The organism is Actinoplanes sp. NPDC019969, from assembly GCF_055562375.1.
Map to the genome: position 1 here is coordinate 1,262,961 of NZ_JBVHFK010000001.1, position 21,121 is coordinate 1,284,081.

The window sequence follows — 21,121 nt, forward strand, 5'->3', positions numbered from 1 at the left end:
CCGCGTACCACTCGATGGGTTGATCTTGACCGCGCCCAGAAACCTTCCAGCGCAACCACCGCTGCACCGCAACCACCGCTGCACCGCAACCACCGCTGCACCGCAACCACCGCTGCACCGCAACCACCGCTGAACCGCAACCACCGTAACGCGGGGTCTGGGGGTCGGCCCCCAGGCTAGAAAAGACGAGAGGCCTCATGTCCGCGCACTTTGCGGACAGAGGCCTCTCAGCATCGAGTGGGGATGGGGGGAGTTGAACCCCCACGTCCTTTCGGACACACGGACCTGAACCGTGCGCGTCTGCCATTCCGCCACATCCCCATGTGACTTCCGGGAAGATCATACATCTGGTCTTTCCGGCTGAAGCAGCGGGTCGAGCCTGCTTCTTGTTACTGGCTGCGACAGACTACGCTGTCGCACGTCACTAAGCGAGTTTGTATCGCCCCGCGACGGAGGAAACACTAGCACGGCGTCGAGGGGCGCCATACGAGGGTCAGAAGTGCCGGCTGCTCTTGGGCTACGGATGCGCAAGCGGCGGCCGGATACCATCATGTCCTCGGAACCCGAGGAGGAGCCGGTGAGCGTGCTGCAGCGCTTTGAGAAGCGATTGGAAGGCCTGGTCGAGGGGGCCTTCGCGAAGGTCTTCAAGGGTGTCGTGCACCCTGTGGAGATCCTGAATGCCATGCAGCGGGAGGCCGAGGCACACAAGGCCATCCTCGCCGGTGGCCGCACCCTTGTGCCCAACCGCTATGTGATCGACCTGTCGCCCTACGACCACAGCCGGCTGGCGCCGTATGCCGCCGCGCTGGCGCAGGAGCTGGCGCAGTCCCAGGCCGAGTTCATCGGTGAGCAGGCCTGGACGGTCTACGGCGACGTGATCGTCGAGATCGAGCGTGGCGACGGCCTGGACACCGGTATGTTCCGGGTGACGGCCGAGGTCTACACCGGTGGCGAGGTCGCCCCGGTGCAGCAGCCGGCCTACGACGCCGGCCCGCAGTATTCGCCCTACGACCAGCAGGGTGGTTACGGTCAGCCGCAGCATCACGGCGGGCCGCGCAGTGTGGGCCTGGTCTCCGGTGACGGCCGGACCTACCCGCTGCAGATGGGCTCGACCGTGATCGGCCGTGGCGACCAGGCGAACCTGCGCCTGCCCGACGTCGGCATCTCGCGGCGTCACGCCCGGCTGGACTACGACGGCAATCAGGTCGTGCTGACCGACCTGGGCTCGACGAACGGGACGATGGTCAACGGCCAGCGGGTGTCCGCCGTCGCGCTCAACCCGGGCGACATGATCCAGCTCGGCACCACCACGCTCACCTTCCGAGTGGACGGCTAGCGGCCTTGCCCGAATTCGTCCTCACCGTCGCCCGGTTCGGATTCCTGATCCTTCTGTGGATCTTCGTGTTCACGGTGGTCGGGGTGATCCGGCGGGATCTCTTCGCCGGTGGCCGGTCCAAGAGCATCGTCGCCAGCCCTCGGGGGGTGGGTGGCGCGGTGCTGCAGGGCCGGCCGGCGAAGGCGAAACGCGGTAAGGCGGCGCGGCAGATGGTCGTGACTGCCGGTCAACTGGCCGGCACGCGAATCACGCTCGGTGAGATTCCGATCACGATCGGCCGGGCCGAGGATTCGACGCTCGTCATCACCGACGACTTCGCGTCCGCCCGGCATGCCCGGCTGGTTCCGCGGGACGGGCAGTGGTTCGTGGAGGACCTCGGCTCGACCAACGGCACCTACCTTGATCGCGGTAAGGTCTCCGGACCCACTCCAGTCCCCCTTGGCGTTCCGATCCGGATCGGGCGCACTTCTCTCGAGTTACGGCCATGACCCTGACCCTGCGCTATGCCGCCCAGAGCGACCGCGGTCTGATCCGAGACCTCAACCAGGACTCCGTCTACGCCGGGCCGCGACTCCTCGCAGTCGCGGACGGCATGGGCGGCATGGCCGCCGGTGACGTCGCGTCCAACATCGTTATCGCCGCCATGGCGCCGCTCGACGACGACGTCCCCGGGGACGCCATGGTCGACGCGCTGCGCCACGCCGTCGGGACCGCCAACCAGCAGCTCCGGGACACCGTCGACGCCAACCCACAGCTCGAGGGCATGGGCACCACGCTGACCGCGGTGCTGTTCTCCGGCAGCAAGTTCGGCATGGTGCACATCGGTGACTCCCGCGCCTACCTGCTCCGCAAGGGTGAGTTCGCGCAGATCACCAAGGACGACACGTACGTCCAGATGCTGGTGGACGAGGGCCGGGTCAGTCCCGAGGAGGCGAGCAGCCACCCGCAGCGGTCGCTGCTCACCCGGGCGCTCGACGGCCGCGACATCGACCCGGAGTACTCGGTCCGGCAGGTGCTCACCGGCGACCGTTACCTGATCTGCAGCGACGGTCTCTCCGGCGTGGTCAGCGCCGAGACGATCGGGCAGACCATGCGGGAGATCACCGACCCGAAGGCGTGCGTCGAGCGGCTGGTGCAGCTCGCTCTGCGCGGCGGCGGGCCGGACAACATCACCGTGATCATCGCGGACGCCGTCGACGGCATCGTCGAGCAGGCGCCGATCGTGGGTGGCGCCGCGTCGCTGGACCGGGGCAACACCACTGTCGCCGACAGCTCCACCTCGGCCGCCCGGGCCGCGGCGCTCAAGCCGCCCCGCCCGGCCGCCCAGCCGGAGCCGGCCGCCGGTTACGCCGGTGAGCCGGAGCCGGCCGGTCATCCGGTGCGGACCGCCCTGATGGTCCTGGTCCTGCTCGGTCTGCTCGGTGGCGGCCTGTGGGCCGGCTGGAAATACACCCAGGGCCGGTACTACGTCGGCGCGACCGAGGCCGGGCAGCTCGCCATCTTCCAGGGCGTGCCCGGGGAGGTCGCCGGCCTGGAGCTGTCGACCGTCAGCGAGACCAGCACGGTCCGGCTGGAAGACCTCACCACCGGCGCTCAGGAACGGGTCAAGCAGGGCATCCTGGCCGACGACCAGGCCGCTGCCCGGGCCACGCTGGCTGACCTGACCAGCGACAACCCGCTGAACGCGAATCTCAAGCCGCTCTGCGCCGCAGACGGCACGCCGCCGTCGGCCTCCGCGTCGGCACGTCCGACGTCCACGCCGACGCTGAGCGGCTCCGTTCCGCCTTCGGCGCCCGCTGCTGTGGATACCGCCGAAAGTGCCCCGTCGAGCGTCGACCCGGTCGGGTGCCGGACCGCCGACTGAGCACGGCCTACAACGTCTGGGGAATTTCTTGACCGCGTCCGCCGTACCGGCTCCCACGCCCGCAGCCACGGGCGAGATGTCGCGTATCCGGCAATGGAAGACGCGCCGTAACGCCGAACTCGGCCTGCTGGTGTTCGCCATGCTTCTCGTCGCCGCGTTCGGCGCGACGGTGGAGGCGAACCAGTTCGACGAGATCCGGCCGAACTTCTGGGTGCCGGCCGCGCTGATCGGTGCCCTGTTCGCCGGTCTGCATGTCGTCGTCCGGTTCACCGCGCCGTTCGCCGACCCGGTGCTGCTGCCGTCGGTCGCGCTGATCAACGGCATCGGGGTGGCCTTCCTGCGCCGTCTGGACATCGCCCGGGCGATCGCCCGGGAGGAGCCGATCCCGACGTTCTTCGCCGACACCAGCGGCCGCCAGCTCGCCTGGACGCTGCTGTCGCTGATCCTGGCGGCGGTGCTGTTGCTCCTCCTCCGGGATCACCGGATCATTTCGCGATACGCGTACACCCTCGGTCTGGTCGGCATCGTGCTGATGATGATCCCCGCGGTGCTGCCCGCGAGCATCTCCGAGGTCAACGGCGCGAAGCTGTGGATCCGGCTGGGTTCGGTCTCGATCCAGCCCGGTGAGTTCGCCAAGATCGCCCTGGTGTCGTTCTTCGCGTACTACCTGGTGCGTAAACGCGAAGTGCTGTCGCTGGCCAGTCACCGCTTTCTCGGCCTGGACTTCCCGCGCGGCCGGGACCTCGGGCCGGTCGTGACGGTGTGGCTGTTCAGCCTCCTGGTCCTGGTCTTCGAGAAGGACCTCGGCACCGCCCTGCTGTACTTCGGCCTCTTCGTCGTCACCCTGTACGTCGCCACCGAGCGGTCCAGCTGGCTGATCATCGGTCTGCTGCTGTTCTTCGGCGGCGTCTACCTGGCGTACCTGCTGGGCGCCTCGATCGGCGGCCCGTTCGCGAACTTCTACGACCGGGCCGAGCTCTGGCTCGACCCGTTCTCGGACGCGAACTACAACCGGGAGAGCGGCAACAGTTACCAGCTCGTGCAGGGTCTGCTCGGCCTGGGCACCGGCGGCCTGTTCGGCACCGGGCCGGGCGCCGGCTCCCCGGGCACCGTGCCCGAGGTCCGGACCGACTTCATCTTCGCCGGCCTGGGCGAGGAGGTCGGCCTGTTCGGGCTCTCCGCGATCCTGGTGCTCTACCTGCTCATCGTGGAGCGCGGCCTGCACGCGGCGCTGGCGGTCCGGGACTCGTTCGGCAAGCTGGTCGCCGGCGGTCTGGCCTTCACCCTGGGCCTGCAGGTCTTCGTCATCCTCGGCGGCATCACCGGCCTGATCCCGCTGACCGGTCAGACCACCCCGTTCCTCTCCGCGGGCGGTTCGTCGCTGATGGCGAACTGGTTGCTCATCGCGATGCTGCTGCGGATCTCCGACGCGGCCCGGCGACCCGCGAACGGCACACCCGACCGGCCCGCCGGGCCGAAGAAGGCTCCCACCCAGTTGCACGGCGCCATGACGGAGGTGATCAAGCCGTGAACGCCCCTCTCCGACGCTCCGGCGTCGTCATCCTCGTCCTGTTCGGTCTCATCTTCGCCAACCTGAACTGGATTCAGGGCTACAAGGCCGACGCGTACCGGACCCACGAGCACAACAACCGGGTCGTCATCGCCGAGTACGACCGCCCGCGCGGAGCGATCGAAGCCGCCGGCGGTGTGGCCCTGACCCAGAACAAAGAGACCAACGGGGAGCTGAAGTACCAGCGGGTCTACCCGAAGAAGGAGATCTACGCCCCGATCCTCGGCTACAAGATGGTCAGCGGCTCGTCCGTCGGCATCGAGTCCGCCGAGAACGACATCCTCTCCGGGGCCAGCGACAAACTCTTCGCGGACCGGCTCAGCGACATGTTCACCGGGGAGAGCAAGGGCGGCGGCAACATCGTCCTCTCGCTGAACCCGCGTGCGCAGGAGGTCGCCTGGAAGGAGATGGTCAACAACGAGCGGGACGTGACCAAGGGCGCGGCGGTCGCGATCGACCCGACCACCGGGGCGATCCAGGCGATGGTCTCGATGCCGAGTTACAACCCCAACCCGCTGGCCGACCATGACACCGACGTGGCCGCGGCGGCGTACAAGAAGCTCAACGCCGACAAGAACCAGCCGCTGCTGAACCGGGCCACCGCGAACACCCTGCCGCCCGGCTCGGTCTTCAAGGTGATCGTCTCGGCGGCCGCGCTGAAGACCGGCCAGTACAACCTGGACACCGAGATCCCGGCGGGCAGCGTCTACCGCGAGGGCGGCGCGACGATCCGCAACTCCGAGGACGAGGTCTGCCCCGGCGACCAGATCAGCCTCAAGGACGCGCTGACCACCAGCTGCAACACCGGCTACTCCAAGCTCGGCGTGAAACTGGGCCGGGACGCGGTGGTCGGCATGGCGAAGGACTTCGGGTTCGAGGACGAGTCGATCAAGGTCGGTGACCTGGAGAGCGACAAGGGCCTGTCGGTGGCCGCCAGCCGGACCGGCCCGATCGCCAACGCGGACGGCAGCGTCGACAAGTCCGCGCTTGCCCAGTCCTCGCTCGGCCAGCGTGACGTCCGGATGACGCCGCTGCAGGGCGCGCTGATCGCCGCCACGGTCGCCAACAACGGCAAGCAGATGAAGCCGTACCTGGTGCAGCAGCAGCTCAGCTCGGACCGCGCGACCCTCTACACGGCCAAGCCCAAGACGCTGCGCGAGCCGATCGACGCCCAGGTGGCCGAGAGCCTCCGGGAGATGATGGTCAGCGTCGTCGAGAAGGGCACCGGCAAGAAGGCCCGGATCGACGGGTTCACCGTCGGCGGCAAGACCGGTACCGCGCAGAACGCCGAGAACGCCGACCCGCACGGGTGGTTCATCGGCTTCGCGTACGACCAGGACGGCAAAGCGGTCTCCGCGGTGTGCGTCATGCTGGAGAACGTGCCCGGCGGTCACGCCAGCGCGGAGGCGGCCCGCATCGCCGGCCTCATCATGAAGGCCGCTGCCGGTCAGGGAGGGAAGTGACATGATCCGCCCGGGGGTCACACTCGGGGGGCGATACCGCTTGGAAGAGCGGATCGCCGGCGGCGGCATGGGCGATGTCTGGCGTGGCACCGACGACGTGCTCGGCCGGACCGTCGCGGTCAAGATCCTGCTGCCCGCCCTCCTCGACGAGCCCGGCTTCGCCGAGCGTTTCCGTGGCGAGGCGCGGACCATGGCCACCATCAACCACCCGGGTGTCGTGGACGTCTACGACTACGGCAGCGATCAGCAGATCGCGTTCCTGGTGATGGAGTACGTCGAGGGTGACGCCCTGTCCCGGACGCTGAGCCGGGTCGGCCGGCTGACTCCGGCGCGGACCATGGCGCTCGTCGCGCAGGCCGCCGACGCGTTGCACGCGGCGCACCTCAACGGCATCGTCCACCGCGACGTCAAACCCGGCAACCTGCTGGTCCGCCCCAACGGCACCCTGGTCCTCACCGACTTCGGCATCGCCCGTTCGGCGCTGGTCGGCCAGCTCACCGTGGCCGGCGCGGTGCTCGGCACGGCGTCGTACATCTCGCCGGAGCAGGCCGCCGGCGACGTCGCCACCGCCGCCTCCGATGTGTACGCGCTGGGCGTCGTCGCCTACCAGTGCCTCTCCGGCCACCGGCCGTTCGACGGGGCGACCCCGATCGAGATCGCGATGAAGCACGTGCGAGAGACCCCGCGCCCGCTGCCCGCCGACATCCCGCCCTCGGTCCGTGCCATCGTGGACCGGGCCATGGCCAAGGACCCGTCGGCCCGCTGGCCCAGCGCCTCGGCGATGGCCTCGGTGGCCCGCCAGGCGGCGTCCTCGCTGACCACCGCGCAGCAGCAGGTCGCCGCGCCGGTGCAGAATGCGCATCCGATCAGCGCCCCGCCGAACCGTCCGCAGTCCGGGGCGCCGTCCTCGGGCGCGGCCCGGGCCGCCGTGCCGCGGCCGGTCTCCGGAGCCCGCGGGGCCGCGTCCGTGCCGACCCCCGCGCCGCCCGCGCCGCCGATGTCACCGGCGCCCCCGCCGTACCGGCCGCAGGCCGTGCCGCCGGCCAACGCCTACCACCCGCCGGTCGCGCATCCCGCGGCCGCCAAGCCGGAGAGCTCCTTCGGCCGTCAGGTTCTGCTCGTCCTCGCTGTGGTGCTGGCACTGCTCGTCCTGCTGTGCGCCGGGGTGATCTCCTTCCTGTTACGAGACCGCAACAGCACCGCCGCCGGGAGTCCGACGCTGGGCTATCACAGCAGCTCCCCGGCTATCCTCCGCTCGGGCGTGGTCGCTGACCCTGTGTCGGTGACGTCGTACCGTCTAAAGAAGGCCGATGCCCAGCTCGGCCGGCTCCGACCGAACGAAGGACGACAGACGTTATGACGGCGCAGGCCCGCCTGCTCGGTGGCAGGTATCAGGTCGGCGAGCTGCTCGGCTACGGCGGCATGGCCGAGGTGCACCGTGGACGCGACCTGCGCCTCGGGCGCGACGTCGCGATCAAGATGCTCCGGACCGATCTGGCTCGTGACGCCACCTTCCAGGAGCGGTTCCGCCGTGAGGCACAGAACTCGGCAGCCCTGAACCACCCGGCCATCGTCGCCGTCTACGACACCGGCGAGGAGATCTCGGACGCCGGCGAGAAGCAGCCGTTCATCGTGATGGAGTTCGTCAACGGACAGACTCTCAAGGAAGTCCTCGCCCAGGAGCAGCGGCTGCAGCCACGCCGGGCCTTGGAGATCATCGCCGACATCTGCGCCGCGCTGGAGTTCAGCCACCGGCACGGGATCATCCACCGGGACATCAAGCCGGGCAACGTGATGATCACGCAGAACGGCCAGGTCAAGGTGATGGACTTCGGCATCGCCCGGGCCCTGGCCAGCGGCGCCACCACGATGACGCAGACCAGCGCGGTCATCGGCACCGCGCAGTACCTCTCCCCCGAGCAGGCGCGCGGCGAGTCCGTCGACGCCCGCTCCGATGTGTACGCCGCCGGCTGTGTCCTCTTCGAGCTGGTCATCGGCCAGCCCCCGTTCGTCGGCGACAGCCCGGTCAGCGTCGCCTACCAGCACGTCCGGGAAGAGCCCCGGGTGCCCAGCTCGATCGTCCGCGACGTCCCGCCGGAGATCGACGCGATCGTGTTGAAGGCGCTCTCCAAGAACCCGCTCAACCGTTACCAGAGCTCCCAGGAGATGCGGGCCGACGCGCTGCGTGCCGTCTCCGGCCGCCCGGTGATGGCGACGCCGGTGATGAGCCAGGCCGAGACGGTCGCGATGACCGGCGGCGCCCAGCAGTGGCCGCCGGCCGGCGCCACCACCGTGCATCACCCGGTCGGCGCCACGATGGCGCCCCCGCAGCAGAAACCGGAGAGCCGGTCGTCCTGGGTGATGGCCGTGGTCGCCGGTCTCGCCGTGCTCGTGGTGGTCGTCCTGGGTGTGGCCCTGGCGACCAGCAAGAGCAACGACAAGGACAAGAACACGGACCCGGTCGCCCAGGTGGAGAAGTCGACCGTCCCCAACCTGGACGGATTGACCGCCGCGGAGGCCAAGGCCAAGCTGACCGAGGCGAAGTTCACCACCATCGTCGCGTTGCCGGCGACCACAGGGCAGGACTGCAAGGGCACGGTGGTCAACCAGGACCCGAAGGCGGGCCTGGCGGTGGAGATCACCACCAAGGTCGGCTACCAGCTCTGCAACGCGCCCGACAAGGTTTCCGTTCCGACCGGCCTCGTCGGTGAGAACATCGACGACGTCCGGGCGGCGCTCGAGAAGCTCAAGCTCGACGTCAAGGTCCAGAACATCAACGGGACGGCCGAGAAGGGCACCGTGCTCGCGGTGGAGAGCGAAGGCGAATCGGTCGACCCGGGCGAGACGATCACCGTGAAGGTCTCCAAGGGCAACATGGTCAAGGTGCCCGACTGTGTGACCGAGAAGCGCGGGCTGGAGGCCTGCCAGCTGCTGCTCGAGCAGAACGGTCTGAAGGGCGCCGTCATCAAGGTGCTGGCCGACGGCACCCCCGGCACGGTCGTGGGCCAGGACATCGCGCCCGGCAAGGAAGTCCCCAAGAACAGCACGATCGAGCTGCAGGTGATCGACGAGGTGCAGAACCCGGATCCGAGCACCCCGGCCTCGGAGGGCCCCGGCACCGGCACCGGCACCGGTGCGGGCGGCGAGGAAGAGAACTGATCCGACGCGAAAAGGCCGGTGACCCCCGAGCGGGGGTCACCGGCCTTTTACGTCAAGCGGTTGCGAAGGCCGAGCGGCGGCGGGTCTCCACCTCGGCGGCCAGGGGTGGGGCCTTCTCCAGGGCCGACGGCAGCCCGCACGAGGCCAGCCAGTTCGCCAGCATGGTGTGGCCGCCCTCGGTCAGTACCGATTCGGGGTGGAACTGGACGCCCTCGATCGGCAGGTCCCGGTGCCGCATCGCCATCACCACGCCGGAGCAGGTCGTGCCGGTCACCTCGATCTCGGCGGGTAGCGTCTCCGGCAGGACCGCGAGCGAGTGGTACCGGGTGGCGGTGAACGGATCGGGCAGCCCGGCGAGCACACCGGTGCCCTTGTGGTGGACCTCGGAGGTCTTGCCGTGCAGCAGCTCGGGCGCGCGGGTGACGGTCGCGCCGAACGCCGCCCCGATCGCCTGATGGCCCAGGCAGACGCCGAACATCGGAATCTTCCCGGCGTACTCCTGGATCACGTCCATCATGATCCCGGCGCGGGTCGGCTCGCCGGGGCCGGGGGAGAGCAGGATGCCCGCCGCGCCGAACCCGCCAGCCTCGGCCACCGTGATCTCGTCGTTGCGCCGGACCTCGCACTCCGCGCCGAGCTGTTCCAGGTATTGGACCAGGTTGAAGACGAACGAGTCGTAGTTGTCGATCACCAGAATGCGCACGTCATCACCTGCTGGAGCTCGGATGGGGCTGATTGGAGGTGGTGCTGTAGGGCAGCTCGTCGGAACCTTCGTCGCCGGGAACGGTGGAGCCGGCGTCCTCACCGGTGCCGGCCTCGACCTGCACGTCGTCGAACGGCAGCAGCGGGGTGGCCCAGGGGAACACCACGTACCACAGCAGGGCGCCGACGGCCGTGACCAGCACCAGTGAGCAGGTCACCTTGGCCCAGAGGCCGCCCGGGAGCTTCCGCCAGATCCACGCGTACATGCCTCAGGCCTTCATCTCGGCCGGCATGCCCGCGTCCGGCAGGGCCTGGTTCCGCGGAACCGTCTTGACCAGCTCGGCATGGATGATCAGGCGCTCGTAGTTGTTGAACTTCGGGTTGCAGGTGGTGAGGGTGAGCAGCGCCTTGGTCGGTTTGGCCTTCGGCTTGCCGGGGACCGCGGCGACCACCTCGACCTGGTGCGGCTTGACGACCTCCTGCTGGTAGACGTGATAGACGTACCAGCTGTCCCGGGTCTCGACGCCGATGACGTCGCCGTCCTGCATCTCGTCGAGCCGCCAGAAGATCTTCCGCACCCGGTGGCCGGCGACCGAGAAGTTGCCGACCTGGCCGGGCTTCGCGGTCTCCGGGTAGTGGCCCGGCGCGTAGCGGATGTCGTCGGGCTGCACGCCGTCGACGACCACCCACTTCTTGTCGAGTTTCGGGATGTAGAGGCGGCCGACCAGGTTCGCGCCGGGCGCGGCCGGGCCCTGCTTGGTGGGGGTGCTCGCGGTCGGCGCCACGGTCGGGTCGGCCCAGGCCTGGTCCAGCTCCTGGGTGAGGCTGTCCTGCTCGGAGTCGACCGCTGCCGAGTTGCCGAAGACCTGGTAACCGGCGAAGAGCAGGACGACCAGCCCGAAGGTGATCATCAGCTCGCCGGAGGTGCGGATGCCGGCGCGGATCCGCGAGCCGACACTCGGCCGGGTCAGCTCGGAATAGACGCTCTTGTAGCCCTCTTCGGTCTGCTCCGGCCGGAGCTTGACCACCCGCTCGCCGCGTTTCACCGGCTCGGGCTCGGTCAGGTCGGGCAGGCCGTCCCCGGGGTCGGCGACGGGCTTCGGCGGCACCGGGACCGCGGTCACCGATGCCGCGCCGACCACGGCGTCCGGGCCGGCCGCCTCGCGGGCGGCCTGGGCCGCGCTCCCCGGCGGCGGGGTGGCGGGCTTGGCCGGGGTGACGGTGGGCAGGATGCCGGTCGGGGCGTCGATGGTGCGGATGACCGTGGTGACGCTCGGATCCTTCGTCGGTCCGGCCGCCCAGGCCGGAGCCGGGGCGGGAGCCGGGGTCTCCGGCGGCGGCCAGGCCGAGCCGGCCCGGGACCAGCCCTGGAGCGCCTGGTCGGTCCGCGCGTCGAGAGGCGCCCACGCCGTCGTCTCACCGCCGTGGGTCTCCGGGCCGGTCGACGGGGTGGCCGCCCGTGGGGCCCTGAGCGGCTCGCTGGGCGGCGAGACCGGCCGGGTGGGGGTCTCGGTGGGCCCGGGGGTGGCCGAGGCGCCCAGATCGGCTGCGGGGGCCGTCGGCGGCAGGACGGAAGGCGGCTGCGGGGCGGCTGCCGGCGCCGGATCGAAGGCGGCGCGCCGCCGGGCGGCCGCGGCCGCGGTGCTGATGTCGTCCAGCGCGGGCCGGGCCGGGCGGGGGTCGACGTTGCCGCCGAGGCCGATCGGCGGCGCGAGCGGGCCGCCGGGCACGCCGTCCGGCGAGGCGTCGGTGATCCGGGGGATGTACGCGGTCTGCCCGTCGGAGTCCGGGGCGCGGTGCCGGCCGGACCGGCCGGTGGGCTGCTCGGGGGGAACCATCACTGGGCGGCCTGCGCCGATCGGAGGTCGGTCGATCCGTCGTACGCCTGCACTGTCACGTTCTTCTCCACATTTTCCGTGTAACCGAGCCCGAAGTCGGCGGCGGCCTGCCGGAACTCCCTGACACCCTCCGCGGAATCCAACGCACGACTCATCGCTGTGGGTTCGCCGATCGCGGTGATCTTGAAAGGCGGTGAGAAGACCTGGCCGTGAAGGAGCAGCGTGTTGCCGACACAGCGTACCGCGCTCGTGGAGATCACCCGGACATCCATGATCGTCATAGCCTCCGCCCCGCCGGCCCACAACGCGTTGACGACGGCCTGGACATCGCCCTGGTGCACGACCAGGTCGTCATTGTCCGGGGCGTTGTCGCCGAAGTCGGAACCCCGGCGCGGCGAGTCGTTGAGCGTGACCGTCATGCCCGGCCCGGTCAGCTGCGAGAAGCCGGCCGTCTGGCGCAGCGCGACGGCGTGGTTCTGGGCGGGCGCGTCCAGCGCGGTCAGGCGGGCGGTCTCCCGGTCGACCTGGGCGAGCAGGTCGGCGGCCTTCTTCTCGCCGGCCTCCAGGCGCTTGCGCTTCTCCGCGATCAATTGCGTCAGTTGCAGCCGGCGGTCGTCGCGTAGTGCCGTACCGTCGGCGGTGGTCGCGGACGTCGTGAACAGCAGGCCGGCCGCCAGCGCGATCAGCGGGACACCGACCGACCAGACGGATCTGCGGCGGCCGCGCCGGGGCCGCAGCCCGCGTGCGAGCCGCCGGAAAACGAGCTGCCAGGAGGCTCCACCTCCTTGAACGACCACCCAGTCCCCCTCAGAAACAGACGCGCGGGGTATTTTCTCGCCCCGGCGGGTGCCTGTCCGCGCACTGCCTTGACTACGCTAGCTGGCGAACAGTATTCGCCACGGGCAGCATTCGGGACTTCCGAAGCCGCTCAGCGGTGGGTTGTTCACCACTTGTTGCCCTCAGGAGAGCACCGTGCCGAAGTCACAGGTTCGCAAGAAGAAGGTCTACACCCCGCCGACGGACATCGCTCCAGCGGTCAAGGGTGCGTCCAACAAGCCGAGTCCGGTCTGGCTGCCGGTCACCGCGGTGACCCTGATCGTCGTCGGCATCGCCTGGCTGGTCGTCTATTACCTGTCCTCGCAGCAATGGCCGGTGGCCAGCTGGGAGTACTGGAACCTTGCCGTCGGCTTCGGCTGCATGGTGGCCTCCCTGGGTCTGCTCTCCCGCTGGCGGTAAATGTCACAGTCCGCGGTCACGCGGTCGGTGAAAAACTGCAGAAGCGAGCGCACCCCCGCCTTGCGTGGGGTGCGCTTTCGGCGTGGGGGCGCACTCCCTTGACCATCGGCGCGCGCCCGTCTATTACTCGTGAGTAACATGGGCTGGCGCACCGCCGACCGAGGAGGCACAACCAGATGGGCTACGCGCAGATAATCGCCACCGTCTTAGCGGCGGCAATCACGGTGGTAGCCGTCTACCTGGCGGTCAAGGCCGTCATGACGATCACCGCCGTGATCCGGCAGGGCCAGCCCGACCCCGCCCGCTTCCAGGATCCGAAGACCCGGACCAAGACCATGCTGGTGGAGACCGTCGGTCACACCAGGATGCTGAAGTGGAGCGCGATCGGCGCGGCCCACTGGTTCGTGATGGTCTCGTTCGTCATCCTGTCGTCGCTGGTGCTCGAGGCGTACTTCGAGGTGGTGGACCCGGACCTGGGCCTGCCGATCATCGGTCACTGGGTGGTGTTCGGCCTGGTCACCGAGTGGATCGGGATCCTCGGCACGATCGGCATCCTCTACCTGGTGTTCGTCCGCCAGCGGCAGAAGCCGGGCGCGGTCAAGCGGAGCCGGTTCCTCGGCTCGACCATGTGGCAGGCGTACTTCGTCGAGGCGATCATCGTCGGCGTCCTGATCTTCGGGTTCCTGATCCGGGGCTTCAAGGTCGCCACCGACCACTTCGAGTACCCGGTGTGGGCCACCCCGCTCAGCCACGCCATCGGCTCGGTGCTCCCGGCCTGGTCCGACGGCGCCACCTGGATGGCGCTCATCAAGATCCTGATCTCGATGAGCTGGCTGATCACCATCTCGCTGAACCCGACGATGGGTGTCGCCTGGCACCGGTTCCTGGCGTTCTTCAACATCTACTTCAAGCGCAGCCCGGAGAAGCCGGCCGGTTCCGGTCTCGGCGCGCTGAAGCCGATGATGAGCGACGGCAAGCCCCTGGACTTCGAGGAGGCCGACCCGGAGAAGGACCTCTTCGGCGTCAACCAGGTCGAGCAGTTCACCTGGAAGGGTCTGCTCGACTTCTCCACCTGCACCGAGTGCGGCCGCTGCCAGTCGCAGTGCCCCGCGTGGAACACCGCCAAGCCGCTGTCACCGAAACTGCTGGTGCTCAGCCTGCGCGATCACGCGTACGCCAAAGCTCCTTATCTCCTCGCCGGCGGCGGCAAGGACCTGATGGGTGAGGAGAAGGCGACCGAGGCGCAGCTCGCGCACATGGACGTCCTCGCTCTCGCCGAGGGCAACCGGCCGCTGATCGGCACCGCCGAGGACCAGGGCGTCATCGACCCGGACGTGCTGTGGTCCTGCACCACCTGCGGTGCCTGCGTCGAGCAGTGCCCGGTCGACATCGAGCACATCGACCACATCGTCGACATGCGGCGTTACCAGGTGCTCATCGAGTCGAGCTTCCCGTCCGAGGCCGGCGTCATGCTCCGCAACCTGGAGAACAAGGGCAACCCGTGGGGCGCCCCGCAGAACACCCGCGAGGACTGGACCAAGGGCCTGGACTTCGAGGTGCCGCGGGTCGGCGAGGTCGAGGAGTTCGAGTACCTGTTCTGGGTCGGCTGCGCCGGCGCGTTCGAGGACCGGGCCAAGAAGACCACCCGCGCGGTCGCGACGCTGCTCAACGAGGCCGGCGTCTCCTACGCGATCCTCGGCGAGGGGGAGACCTGCACCGGTGACCCGGCCCGCCGGATCGGTAACGAGTTCATCTTCCAGATGCTGGCCCAGCAGAACGTCGAGACGCTTCAGGAAGCGGAGGTCAAGAAGATCGTCGCGACCTGTCCGCACTGCTTCAACACCCTCGGCAACGAGTACGAGCAGCTGGGTCTCAAGGTCGAAGTGGTCCACCACACCCAGCTGCTGGCTCACCTGGTCAAGGAAGGCAAGCTCACCCCGGTTCAGCCGATCGAGGGCGACGTGACCTACCACGACCCCTGCTACCTGGGCCGGCACAACCGGGTGTTCGACGCGCCGCGTGAGGTCCTCGGGGAAGCCGCGAACGTGGTCGAGATGCCGCGCAACCAGGAACGTTCCTTCTGCTGCGGCGCCGGCGGCGCCCGGATGTGGATGGAGGAGCGGATCGGCAAGCGGATCAACGTCGAGCGCACCGAGGAGGCCCTGGCCACCGGCGCGAAGACGATCGCCGTGGGCTGCCCGTTCTGCTACACGATGATCGGCGACGGCGTCACCGGCAAGGGCAAGCAGGAGGAGGTCGAGGTGGTCGACGTGGCCACCGTCCTGCTCCGCTCGCTCAAGCAGGACGTCTGAGCCCTCCCGTCGAGAGGCCGCCGGTCAGCATGACCGGCGGCCTTCGCACGTTTCAGGCGGCGGCGGCAGCGCTCGCCGCGGCATAGACCTCGTCGATCGCCTTCTTCACCGCGGCGGCAGCCCACATGCCCTCGCCGAGGTCCTTCAACCGCTTCTTGACCAGCTTCCGGTCCAGGTCGGCGAAGACCTTGCGGCTGGTGCCGCTTGCGGCGACCAGAGCACAGAGCGCGGCGGTACGGGCGTCAGCCGCGCCCGTTCCCTCGATGGCCGCCCGCATGCGCTGCCGGGCCTCCGTCTCCACCACCGGCTCGCCACCGGCGGCCGACGGGTACCGGGTCCGCGGAAAGATGATCATGACCTTGCCCTGTTCGACCCGCAGCACGCCGGAGGTGACGAGACGGTCGAGCACCCGCTGCCGCGTTCCCTTGGCGAGTTTCGGAACCCAGTAGCCGGGTTTACGGCTCTTGGGGTCGGTGGCGATCCGTGCCAGGCCCTCGTCGAGCAGCGCGTCGCCCGTCGTCGCGGCGTCCTGGACCACCACCTTCCTGTCCATCACCGTGATACGTCCGGCCAGCGCCAATTCGAGCAGGACCGCCCCACCGAGGGTGTAATCGAGCCGGGTGCCGTCGAAGATCTTGCGACCGTCGTCGTCGAACGCGAGGAGCGTGAACTCTTCCATGAGGTTCATGAACCGAAGATTAGGACGGGATGTCACACCCGGCACGGTTAGTGGTGGGTGGTCCCGGTCCGGCACAATGAGGGCCGAGGTGAAGCGATCATGGACGGGCTGTTCCTGACCGCGGTGCTCCCGTTGGTGGCGTTCGCGCTGCTCACGATGGGCAACGCGTTCTTCGTGGCGGCCGAGTTCGGGTTGGTCACCGTGGACCGGGTGGAGATCGACGTCCGGGCCACCGCCGGCGACCGGCAGGCCGGCAAGGTCCGCACCGCCCTGCACGAGCTGTCCTTCCAGCTCTCCGGCGCCCAGCTCGGCATCACGCTCACCGCGCTGCTCACCGGCTACCTGGCCCAGCCGGCCCTCTCGACGATCTTCAACCCGGTGGTGGAGCCGATCGCCGGCGACGCGACCGACACCATCACGCACATTCTCGCCCTGGTCGTGGCGACGCTGCTGTCGATGCTCTTCGGCGAGCTGGTCCCGAAGAACGCGGCGCTGGCCCGCCCGATGGGCATCGCGCTGCGCACCGCCGGGCCGCTGCGGGCCTTCTCGACCCTGCTGAAATGGCTGATCGCGGCGCTCAACGGCACCGCGAACTGGCTGGTCCGCCGGCTCGGCATCGAGCCGCAGGAGGAACTCGCCAGCGCCCGTTCACCGGAGGAGCTGGGCCTGCTCGCCGCGATCAGCGCCTCGGCCGGGGCGCTTCCCACCGAGACGGCCACTCTGCTGCGCCGCACCATCCGGTTCGGCGAGAAACGCGCCGCCAAGGCGATGACCCCGCGGGTCGACGTGGTCGGCCTGAAGACCACGGCCAGCGTCGCCGACCTGATCACGGTGGCCCGGGAGACGGGCCACACCCGCTTCCCGGTGTACGAGAACACCCTCGACGCCGTCACCGGTGTGGTCGGTGTGAACGACGCGCTGGGTGTCCCGCCCGAGCGCCGGGCCGCCACCCGGGTCTCCGCCCTGGCCCGCGAGCCGGTCTACGTGCCGGAGAGCCTCGGGCTGGACAAGGTGCTGGAGGCGCTTCGGGCGGCCGGCGCCGACCTGGCCATCGTCGTCGACGAGTACGGCGGCACCGACGGCGTCGTCAGCACCGAGGACCTGATCGAGGAACTGGTCGGGGAGATCGCCGACGAGTACGACACCGACCTCGACGAGACCGGGACCAGCGAGCTGACCGCCCCCGGCGGGGAGAAGACGTTCCTGGTCGACGGTCTCCTGCGGGAGGACGAGGTGCACGAGCAGACCGGGTTCCGGCTGCCCGAGGGGCCGTACGAGACGCTGGCCGGTTTCCTGCTCGCCCGCCTGGGCCACATCCCGGTCGCCGGTGAGTCGCTGGAGGAGCACGGGTGGGAGTTCACCGTGATGGAGGTCGACCGGCACCGGATCGAGCAGGTGCGCGTGGTCGCGCCGGTGGAGTCTTCCCATGAGTGAGCTTGCGAACGAATCAGCCGGCTCGGTTCCCAAGGCATGGCGACGGCGGAGCGCAGCGGAGGCGGCGCCATGACAGAGCTGTTGTTCGTCGCGGTGCTGCTGGTGGGGAACGGGTTGTTCGTCGGCGGCGAGTTCGCGCTGATCGCGTCCCGGCGGACCGCTCTGGAACCACTCGCCGAGACGTCGAAGGCGGCCCGCTGGGCGCTGTCCGCGATGAGCCAGATCCCGCTGATGATCGCCGGGGCGCAGCTCGGCATCACCATCTGCACCCTGGTGCTGGGCGCGATCGCCGAGCCGACCGTGGCGCACCTGATGGAAGGGCCGTTCCATGCGATCGGCCTGCCGGAGAACGCGGTGCACCCGATCGCGTTCGTGCTCGCCCTGATCATCGTGACGTTCCTGCACACCGTGGTCGGCGAGATGGTCCCGAAGAACATCACGCTGGCCGGCCCGGAACGCTCCGCGCTCATCCTGGGCCCGTTCATGCTGGCGTTCTGCACCGCCACCAAGCCGCTGCTCAACGCGATGCGCTGGGCCTCCACGATGATCCTCAAGCTGTGGAAGATCGAGACGACCGACGCGGTCAAGACCGTCTTCACCGCCGAGGAGCTGGCCGGCATGGTCACCCAGGCGCGCAGCGAGGGTCTGCTCGGCTCCGAGCAGTACGCCCGCATCCACGCCGCTCTCGGCCTCAGCGACCGCACCGCCGCCGACACGCTGCTGCCCTGGTCCCGGGTGACGACGGTGGCCGCCGACGTGTCACCGGCGACCCTGGAGGCGGTGGCGACCCGCAGCGGGCGGTCCCGGTTCCCGGTGGTGCAGCGCGACACCCGGCGGGTGCTGGGCTTCGTGCACGTCAAAGACATCTTGGGGTACGCCGGAGCACAGCGCCGCCTGCCCATCCCGCCGGAGGTGATCCGGCCGCTCGGTGTGGTGCCGCCGGATCGGAGCCTGGCCGACCTGCTGCTCACCATGCGCCGGGACCGCCTGCACATCGTGCTGGTCAGCGACGGGCAGCGGCCGCTCGGAGTGATCACTTTGGACGACGTGCTGCACGCGGTGATCGGCGAGCCGGCCGGCGCGGCGCATGCGGCGGCACGGATGCGGTGATTTCCGTTACCCCGCAACGGATTCGGTGGATCGGGCGAACGCGTACGGGTGTATTTGCCGGTTCCCGGTGTTGCGGTTCGGTCCTCAGGAGACAATCCGGACAATAGCCTTCATGCTTCACTTACGGCGGCACACTGTATCGACAGGCGTCCTGTCCGCGTCGCTGGCCCTGGGCGCGATCACGCTTCTCCTGCAGCGCACCCCATCGGTCGCCGGGCCACCGCCGGCCGCCGGGTTCAGCCAGCCGGCGGCCAGTGCCACGGCGCCCGCCCCCAGCCGGGCCCGGCCGGGTTTCCTGAGCAACGCCGGCGCCTTCTCCGCACCCGTTCCGCCCGGCCGGATCCGGATCGCCGGCGGGCCGTTCGAGGTGCACTACGACTTCGACGACGGGGTCGGCCGCCCGATCGCCGATACCGGCGGTGGGCACGAGCTGCGCCCGCTCGGGCAGAACGGGGGCGCGCTGAGACTCGTACCCCAAGGGTCTGGTCTTGCCGTCGCCTATCCGGACCGATGCAGCCTCCCCCGGGAACGGGACTGCCCCCGGGCGATCCTCGAAGGCCTGCGCGACGACAGCCTCAACCCGGGCACCCGGTCGTTGCGCTACGGCGCGTCGATCCTGATGACTCATGCCGACCTCGCCGACGGGGCGAACGTCCTGCAGAAGGGGTACTCGGTCGGCGGCGTCAGCCAGTACAAGCTCCAGGTCGACCACCGGCAGGGGCACCCGAGCTGTGTGATCGCCGGCCCGCGGGCCCGGATCTACCGGGCCGAACCGTGGATCAACGTCGCCGACGGTGTCTGGCACGACCTGGAGTGCCGCCGTACCGCCACCCGCTTGATCATGTTCGTCGACGGCGCGCCCCGGGCCTGGGTGCCGGTGCCGTCCCAGCTGGCCATCGCCAACGCCGAGCCGCTGCGGGTCGGCGGCAAGGGGCCGGCGCCCGGAAACGATCAGTTCGCCGGCGCGATCGACGACGTCTTCATCGCCATCGGTGACACACCGTCATTCGCCGGCTGAACAGGCTCTGAACAGGAGATTGACGCTCGTCGAAGATCCCGCCATACTCCCACTCTCGTAATGCTTGTGAACGACGGGGAGGCAATTCTCTTGCGGCGACACCTGTTCCTGCGGGCCGGCATGGCCCTGGCTCTGACCACCGCGACCCTCGGCCTGCCGTCCGCGGCGACGGCCGCCGAGGACCCGATCGCCGGAGCCGCGGCCGTCTCCTCGGCCGGGGTGACGATCGGCGGATATCCGGTCTGGGCGCATTTCAACAACCCGCCCGCGTTCAGCAACCGTGACCACACCATCACCAACGAGCTGATCCGGCTGATCAACGCCGCGCCCGCGACGTCGACGATCCGTGGCACGATCCACTCGCTGAGCATTCCGGCGGTGGCGAACGCGCTGGTGAACGCGCAGAACCGCAACGTCAACGTGTCCGTCGTCATCGACGGGAAGAACAAGGACCTGGACGCCGACGGCAACACCGCTGTCGCGGCGATCAAGACCCTGACCAATCACAAGTTCTGCACGTACGGCGACGGGCGCGCCTGCATCAGCACCAGCGCCGACGGTGACATGCACACGAAGATGTTCACCTTCAGCTCCACGACCGACCCGAACGGCGTCGCGCGCACCAACGTCTCGTGGTTTGGTTCGGCGAACCTGACCTACGCGACCGGTCCCGACTCGTTCAACAACACCATCACGGTGTACGGCGACACCGCGCTCTACAACGGTTTCAACGCCAACTTCACCGACATGTGGAACCGCAAGCACTACGCGAGCAACGACTACTACGACTCCGCGTCGGGCCGTGGCTACTACCAGGCCGCCGCCGCGGACGCGTACGCCTCACCCGAGCAGGCCGGCGAGACCGACACCATCGTCACCCGCCTCAACGACGCCACCCCCGACGCGGACTGCCGTCTGCGCATCGGCATGTCGTTCGTCACCTCGGGCCGTCCCGGCCTGGTCAGCCTGGTGAAGAAGTTCAAGTCGTCCGGCTGCCAGATCTGGATGGTCGTCGGCACCAAGGACGACGGCTCCATCAACATGACCGAAAGCGTCTACCAGGACCTGCTGGGCGCCGGCATCAAGATCCGCAAGAAGGCGAAGGTGCACGACAAGTTCTTCGCCCTCTACGCCAAGTTCGGCAGCACCTACCAGTACCGCGTCTACACCGGTTCGCAGAACTGGAGCGCCGACGCCCTCACCGACAACGAAGAGATCTTCGTGAAGATGGCCCCGGAGCCGGCGACGTCGCACCCGCTCTACAACGCCTACTACACCCACTTCAACGACGCCTACAACAACGGCACCGCTTGCGCCGCCTCCAACCCCGGCTGCTGACGAACCAGTACGAAGCCGGTCTCCAACGTGTGTGGTTCGGGCGCACCGCACGCCCGAACCAC

18 protein-coding genes and 1 tRNA gene are annotated in these 21,121 nt (G+C 69.2%); 13 read left to right on the forward strand and 6 right to left on the reverse strand.

Annotated elements, in window-relative coordinates; genetic code table 11:
* Positions 1 to 238 precede the first annotated feature (238 nt).
* Positions 239 to 321: transfer RNA gene (locus ACZ3II_RS06005), tRNA-Leu, on the reverse strand.
* Positions 322 to 550: 229 nt separating this feature from the next.
* Between ACZ3II_RS06005 and ACZ3II_RS06010 the strand changes: the two genes are divergently transcribed.
* The 7 genes from ACZ3II_RS06010 (at position 551) to pknB (ending at position 9,392) form a co-directional block, all read left to right on the forward strand.
* Positions 551 to 1,336, forward strand: a complete 786-nt coding sequence (locus ACZ3II_RS06010; RefSeq protein WP_465516627.1) for an FhaA domain-containing protein — start codon at positions 551 to 553, stop codon at positions 1,334 to 1,336.
* A 5-nt stretch (positions 1,337 to 1,341) separates the two neighbouring features.
* A complete protein-coding gene (locus ACZ3II_RS06015; protein WP_465516462.1) occupies positions 1,342 to 1,824 on the forward strand; it encodes an FHA domain-containing protein FhaB/FipA in 483 nt (160 codons plus the stop codon).
* Complete coding sequence (locus tag ACZ3II_RS06020) at positions 1,821 to 3,200, forward strand: PP2C family protein-serine/threonine phosphatase (protein WP_465516463.1); 1,380 nt, start codon at positions 1,821 to 1,823, stop codon at positions 3,198 to 3,200. Before ACZ3II_RS06015 ends, ACZ3II_RS06020 begins: the two co-directional genes overlap by 4 nt.
* A 76-nt stretch (positions 3,201 to 3,276) precedes the next feature.
* Positions 3,277 to 4,731 carry an FtsW/RodA/SpoVE family cell cycle protein gene (locus ACZ3II_RS06025; RefSeq protein ID WP_465516464.1) on the forward strand — a complete coding sequence of 485 codons (1,455 nt, stop codon included), beginning with the start codon at positions 3,277 to 3,279 and terminating at the stop codon, positions 4,729 to 4,731.
* On the forward strand, positions 4,728 to 6,233 hold the full coding sequence (locus tag ACZ3II_RS06030) for a peptidoglycan D,D-transpeptidase FtsI family protein (protein WP_465516465.1): 1,506 nt from the start codon (positions 4,728 to 4,730) through the stop codon (positions 6,231 to 6,233). The genes ACZ3II_RS06025 and ACZ3II_RS06030 overlap by 4 nt, the downstream gene beginning before the upstream one ends.
* 1 nt (position 6,234) lies before the next feature.
* Positions 6,235 to 7,593, forward strand: coding sequence for a serine/threonine-protein kinase (locus tag ACZ3II_RS06035; protein WP_465516466.1), 1,359 nt, complete (start codon positions 6,235 to 6,237; stop codon positions 7,591 to 7,593).
* Positions 7,590 to 9,392, forward strand: coding sequence for a Stk1 family PASTA domain-containing Ser/Thr kinase (pknB, locus tag ACZ3II_RS06040; RefSeq protein ID WP_465516467.1), 1,803 nt, complete (start codon positions 7,590 to 7,592; stop codon positions 9,390 to 9,392). Before ACZ3II_RS06035 ends, pknB begins: the two co-directional genes overlap by 4 nt.
* A 52-nt stretch (positions 9,393 to 9,444) precedes the next feature.
* Here pknB and ACZ3II_RS06045 read toward each other — a convergent pair whose 3' ends face one another.
* The 4 genes from ACZ3II_RS06045 to ACZ3II_RS06060 are packed head-to-tail and all read right to left on the reverse strand — an operon-like array spanning position 9,445 to position 12,729.
* Positions 9,445 to 10,095: an aminodeoxychorismate/anthranilate synthase component II gene (locus ACZ3II_RS06045; protein ID WP_465516468.1), complete on the reverse strand. Its 651-nt coding sequence runs from the start codon at positions 10,093 to 10,095 to the stop codon at positions 9,445 to 9,447.
* Positions 10,096 to 10,099: 4 nt separating this feature from the next.
* A complete protein-coding gene (locus ACZ3II_RS06050; RefSeq protein WP_465516469.1) occupies positions 10,100 to 10,360 on the reverse strand; it encodes a hypothetical protein in 261 nt (86 codons plus the stop codon).
* Between the two features lie 3 nt (positions 10,361 to 10,363).
* Positions 10,364 to 11,932 (reverse strand): class E sortase, encoded by a 1,569-nt coding sequence (locus tag ACZ3II_RS06055; protein ID WP_465516470.1) that lies wholly within the window; start codon positions 11,930 to 11,932, stop codon positions 10,364 to 10,366.
* Entirely contained in the window at positions 11,932 to 12,729 is a 798-nt protein-coding gene (locus ACZ3II_RS06060; RefSeq protein WP_465516471.1) for a DUF881 domain-containing protein, read from the reverse strand. Before ACZ3II_RS06060 ends, ACZ3II_RS06055 begins: the two co-directional genes overlap by 1 nt.
* Positions 12,730 to 12,904: 175 nt before the next feature.
* Here ACZ3II_RS06060 and ACZ3II_RS06065 point away from each other — a divergent pair, with 175 nt between their 5' ends.
* Both ACZ3II_RS06065 and ACZ3II_RS06070 read left to right on the forward strand, forming a co-directional pair.
* Positions 12,905 to 13,168, forward strand: coding sequence for a cell division protein CrgA (locus ACZ3II_RS06065; protein ID WP_043525760.1), 264 nt, complete (start codon positions 12,905 to 12,907; stop codon positions 13,166 to 13,168).
* 176 nt (positions 13,169 to 13,344) lie between these two features.
* Positions 13,345 to 15,480, forward strand: coding sequence for a (Fe-S)-binding protein (locus ACZ3II_RS06070; RefSeq protein ID WP_465516472.1), 2,136 nt, complete (start codon positions 13,345 to 13,347; stop codon positions 15,478 to 15,480).
* Positions 15,481 to 15,532: 52 nt separating this feature from the next.
* Here the strand turns inward: ACZ3II_RS06070 and ACZ3II_RS06075 are convergent, their stop codons facing one another.
* Positions 15,533 to 16,168, reverse strand: coding sequence for a GOLPH3/VPS74 family protein (locus ACZ3II_RS06075; protein WP_465516473.1), 636 nt, complete (start codon positions 16,166 to 16,168; stop codon positions 15,533 to 15,535).
* 90 nt (positions 16,169 to 16,258) lie between these two features.
* Between ACZ3II_RS06075 and ACZ3II_RS06080 the strand changes: the two genes are divergently transcribed.
* From ACZ3II_RS06080 to ACZ3II_RS06095, 4 genes are all read left to right on the forward strand, one after another.
* A complete protein-coding gene (locus tag ACZ3II_RS06080) occupies positions 16,259 to 17,593 on the forward strand; it encodes a hemolysin family protein (protein WP_465516474.1) in 1,335 nt (444 codons plus the stop codon).
* A gap of 69 nt (positions 17,594 to 17,662) precedes the next feature.
* Positions 17,663 to 18,703 carry a hemolysin family protein gene (locus ACZ3II_RS06085; RefSeq protein WP_465516475.1) on the forward strand — a complete coding sequence of 347 codons (1,041 nt, stop codon included), beginning with the start codon at positions 17,663 to 17,665 and terminating at the stop codon, positions 18,701 to 18,703.
* 112 nt (positions 18,704 to 18,815) lie between these two features.
* Positions 18,816 to 19,721 carry a LamG-like jellyroll fold domain-containing protein gene (locus ACZ3II_RS06090; protein WP_465516476.1) on the forward strand — a complete coding sequence of 302 codons (906 nt, stop codon included), beginning with the start codon at positions 18,816 to 18,818 and terminating at the stop codon, positions 19,719 to 19,721.
* A gap of 90 nt (positions 19,722 to 19,811) precedes the next feature.
* Positions 19,812 to 21,059 carry a phospholipase D-like domain-containing protein gene (locus tag ACZ3II_RS06095; protein ID WP_465516477.1) on the forward strand — a complete coding sequence of 416 codons (1,248 nt, stop codon included), beginning with the start codon at positions 19,812 to 19,814 and terminating at the stop codon, positions 21,057 to 21,059.
* The last annotated feature ends 62 nt before the right edge of the window (positions 21,060 to 21,121 follow it).

Bases quoted from the DNA above. Each gene is read 5' to 3' on its own strand.
- ACZ3II_RS06010 (WP_465516627.1), top strand. From the start codon at position 551: ATGTCCTCGGAACCCGAGGAGGAGCCGGTGAGCGTGCTGCAGCGCTTT.
- ACZ3II_RS06020 (WP_465516463.1), top strand. From the start codon at position 1,821: ATGACCCTGACCCTGCGCTATGCCGCCCAGAGCGACCGCGGTCTGATC.
- ACZ3II_RS06025 (WP_465516464.1), top strand. From the start codon at position 3,277: ATGTCGCGTATCCGGCAATGGAAGACGCGCCGTAACGCCGAACTCGGC.
- ACZ3II_RS06035 (WP_465516466.1), top strand. From the start codon at position 6,235: ATGATCCGCCCGGGGGTCACACTCGGGGGGCGATACCGCTTGGAAGAG.
- pknB (WP_465516467.1), top strand. From the start codon at position 7,590: ATGACGGCGCAGGCCCGCCTGCTCGGTGGCAGGTATCAGGTCGGCGAG.
- ACZ3II_RS06050 (WP_465516469.1), bottom strand. From the start codon at position 10,360: ATGTACGCGTGGATCTGGCGGAAGCTCCCGGGCGGCCTCTGGGCCAAG.
- ACZ3II_RS06055 (WP_465516470.1), bottom strand. From the start codon at position 11,932: ATGGTTCCCCCCGAGCAGCCCACCGGCCGGTCCGGCCGGCACCGCGCC.
- ACZ3II_RS06070 (WP_465516472.1), top strand. From the start codon at position 13,345: ATGGGCTACGCGCAGATAATCGCCACCGTCTTAGCGGCGGCAATCACG.
- ACZ3II_RS06075 (WP_465516473.1), bottom strand. From the start codon at position 16,168: ATGAACCTCATGGAAGAGTTCACGCTCCTCGCGTTCGACGACGACGGT.
- ACZ3II_RS06080 (WP_465516474.1), top strand. From the start codon at position 16,259: ATGGACGGGCTGTTCCTGACCGCGGTGCTCCCGTTGGTGGCGTTCGCG.
- ACZ3II_RS06085 (WP_465516475.1), top strand. From the start codon at position 17,663: ATGACAGAGCTGTTGTTCGTCGCGGTGCTGCTGGTGGGGAACGGGTTG.
- ACZ3II_RS06090 (WP_465516476.1), top strand. From the start codon at position 18,816: ATGCTTCACTTACGGCGGCACACTGTATCGACAGGCGTCCTGTCCGCG.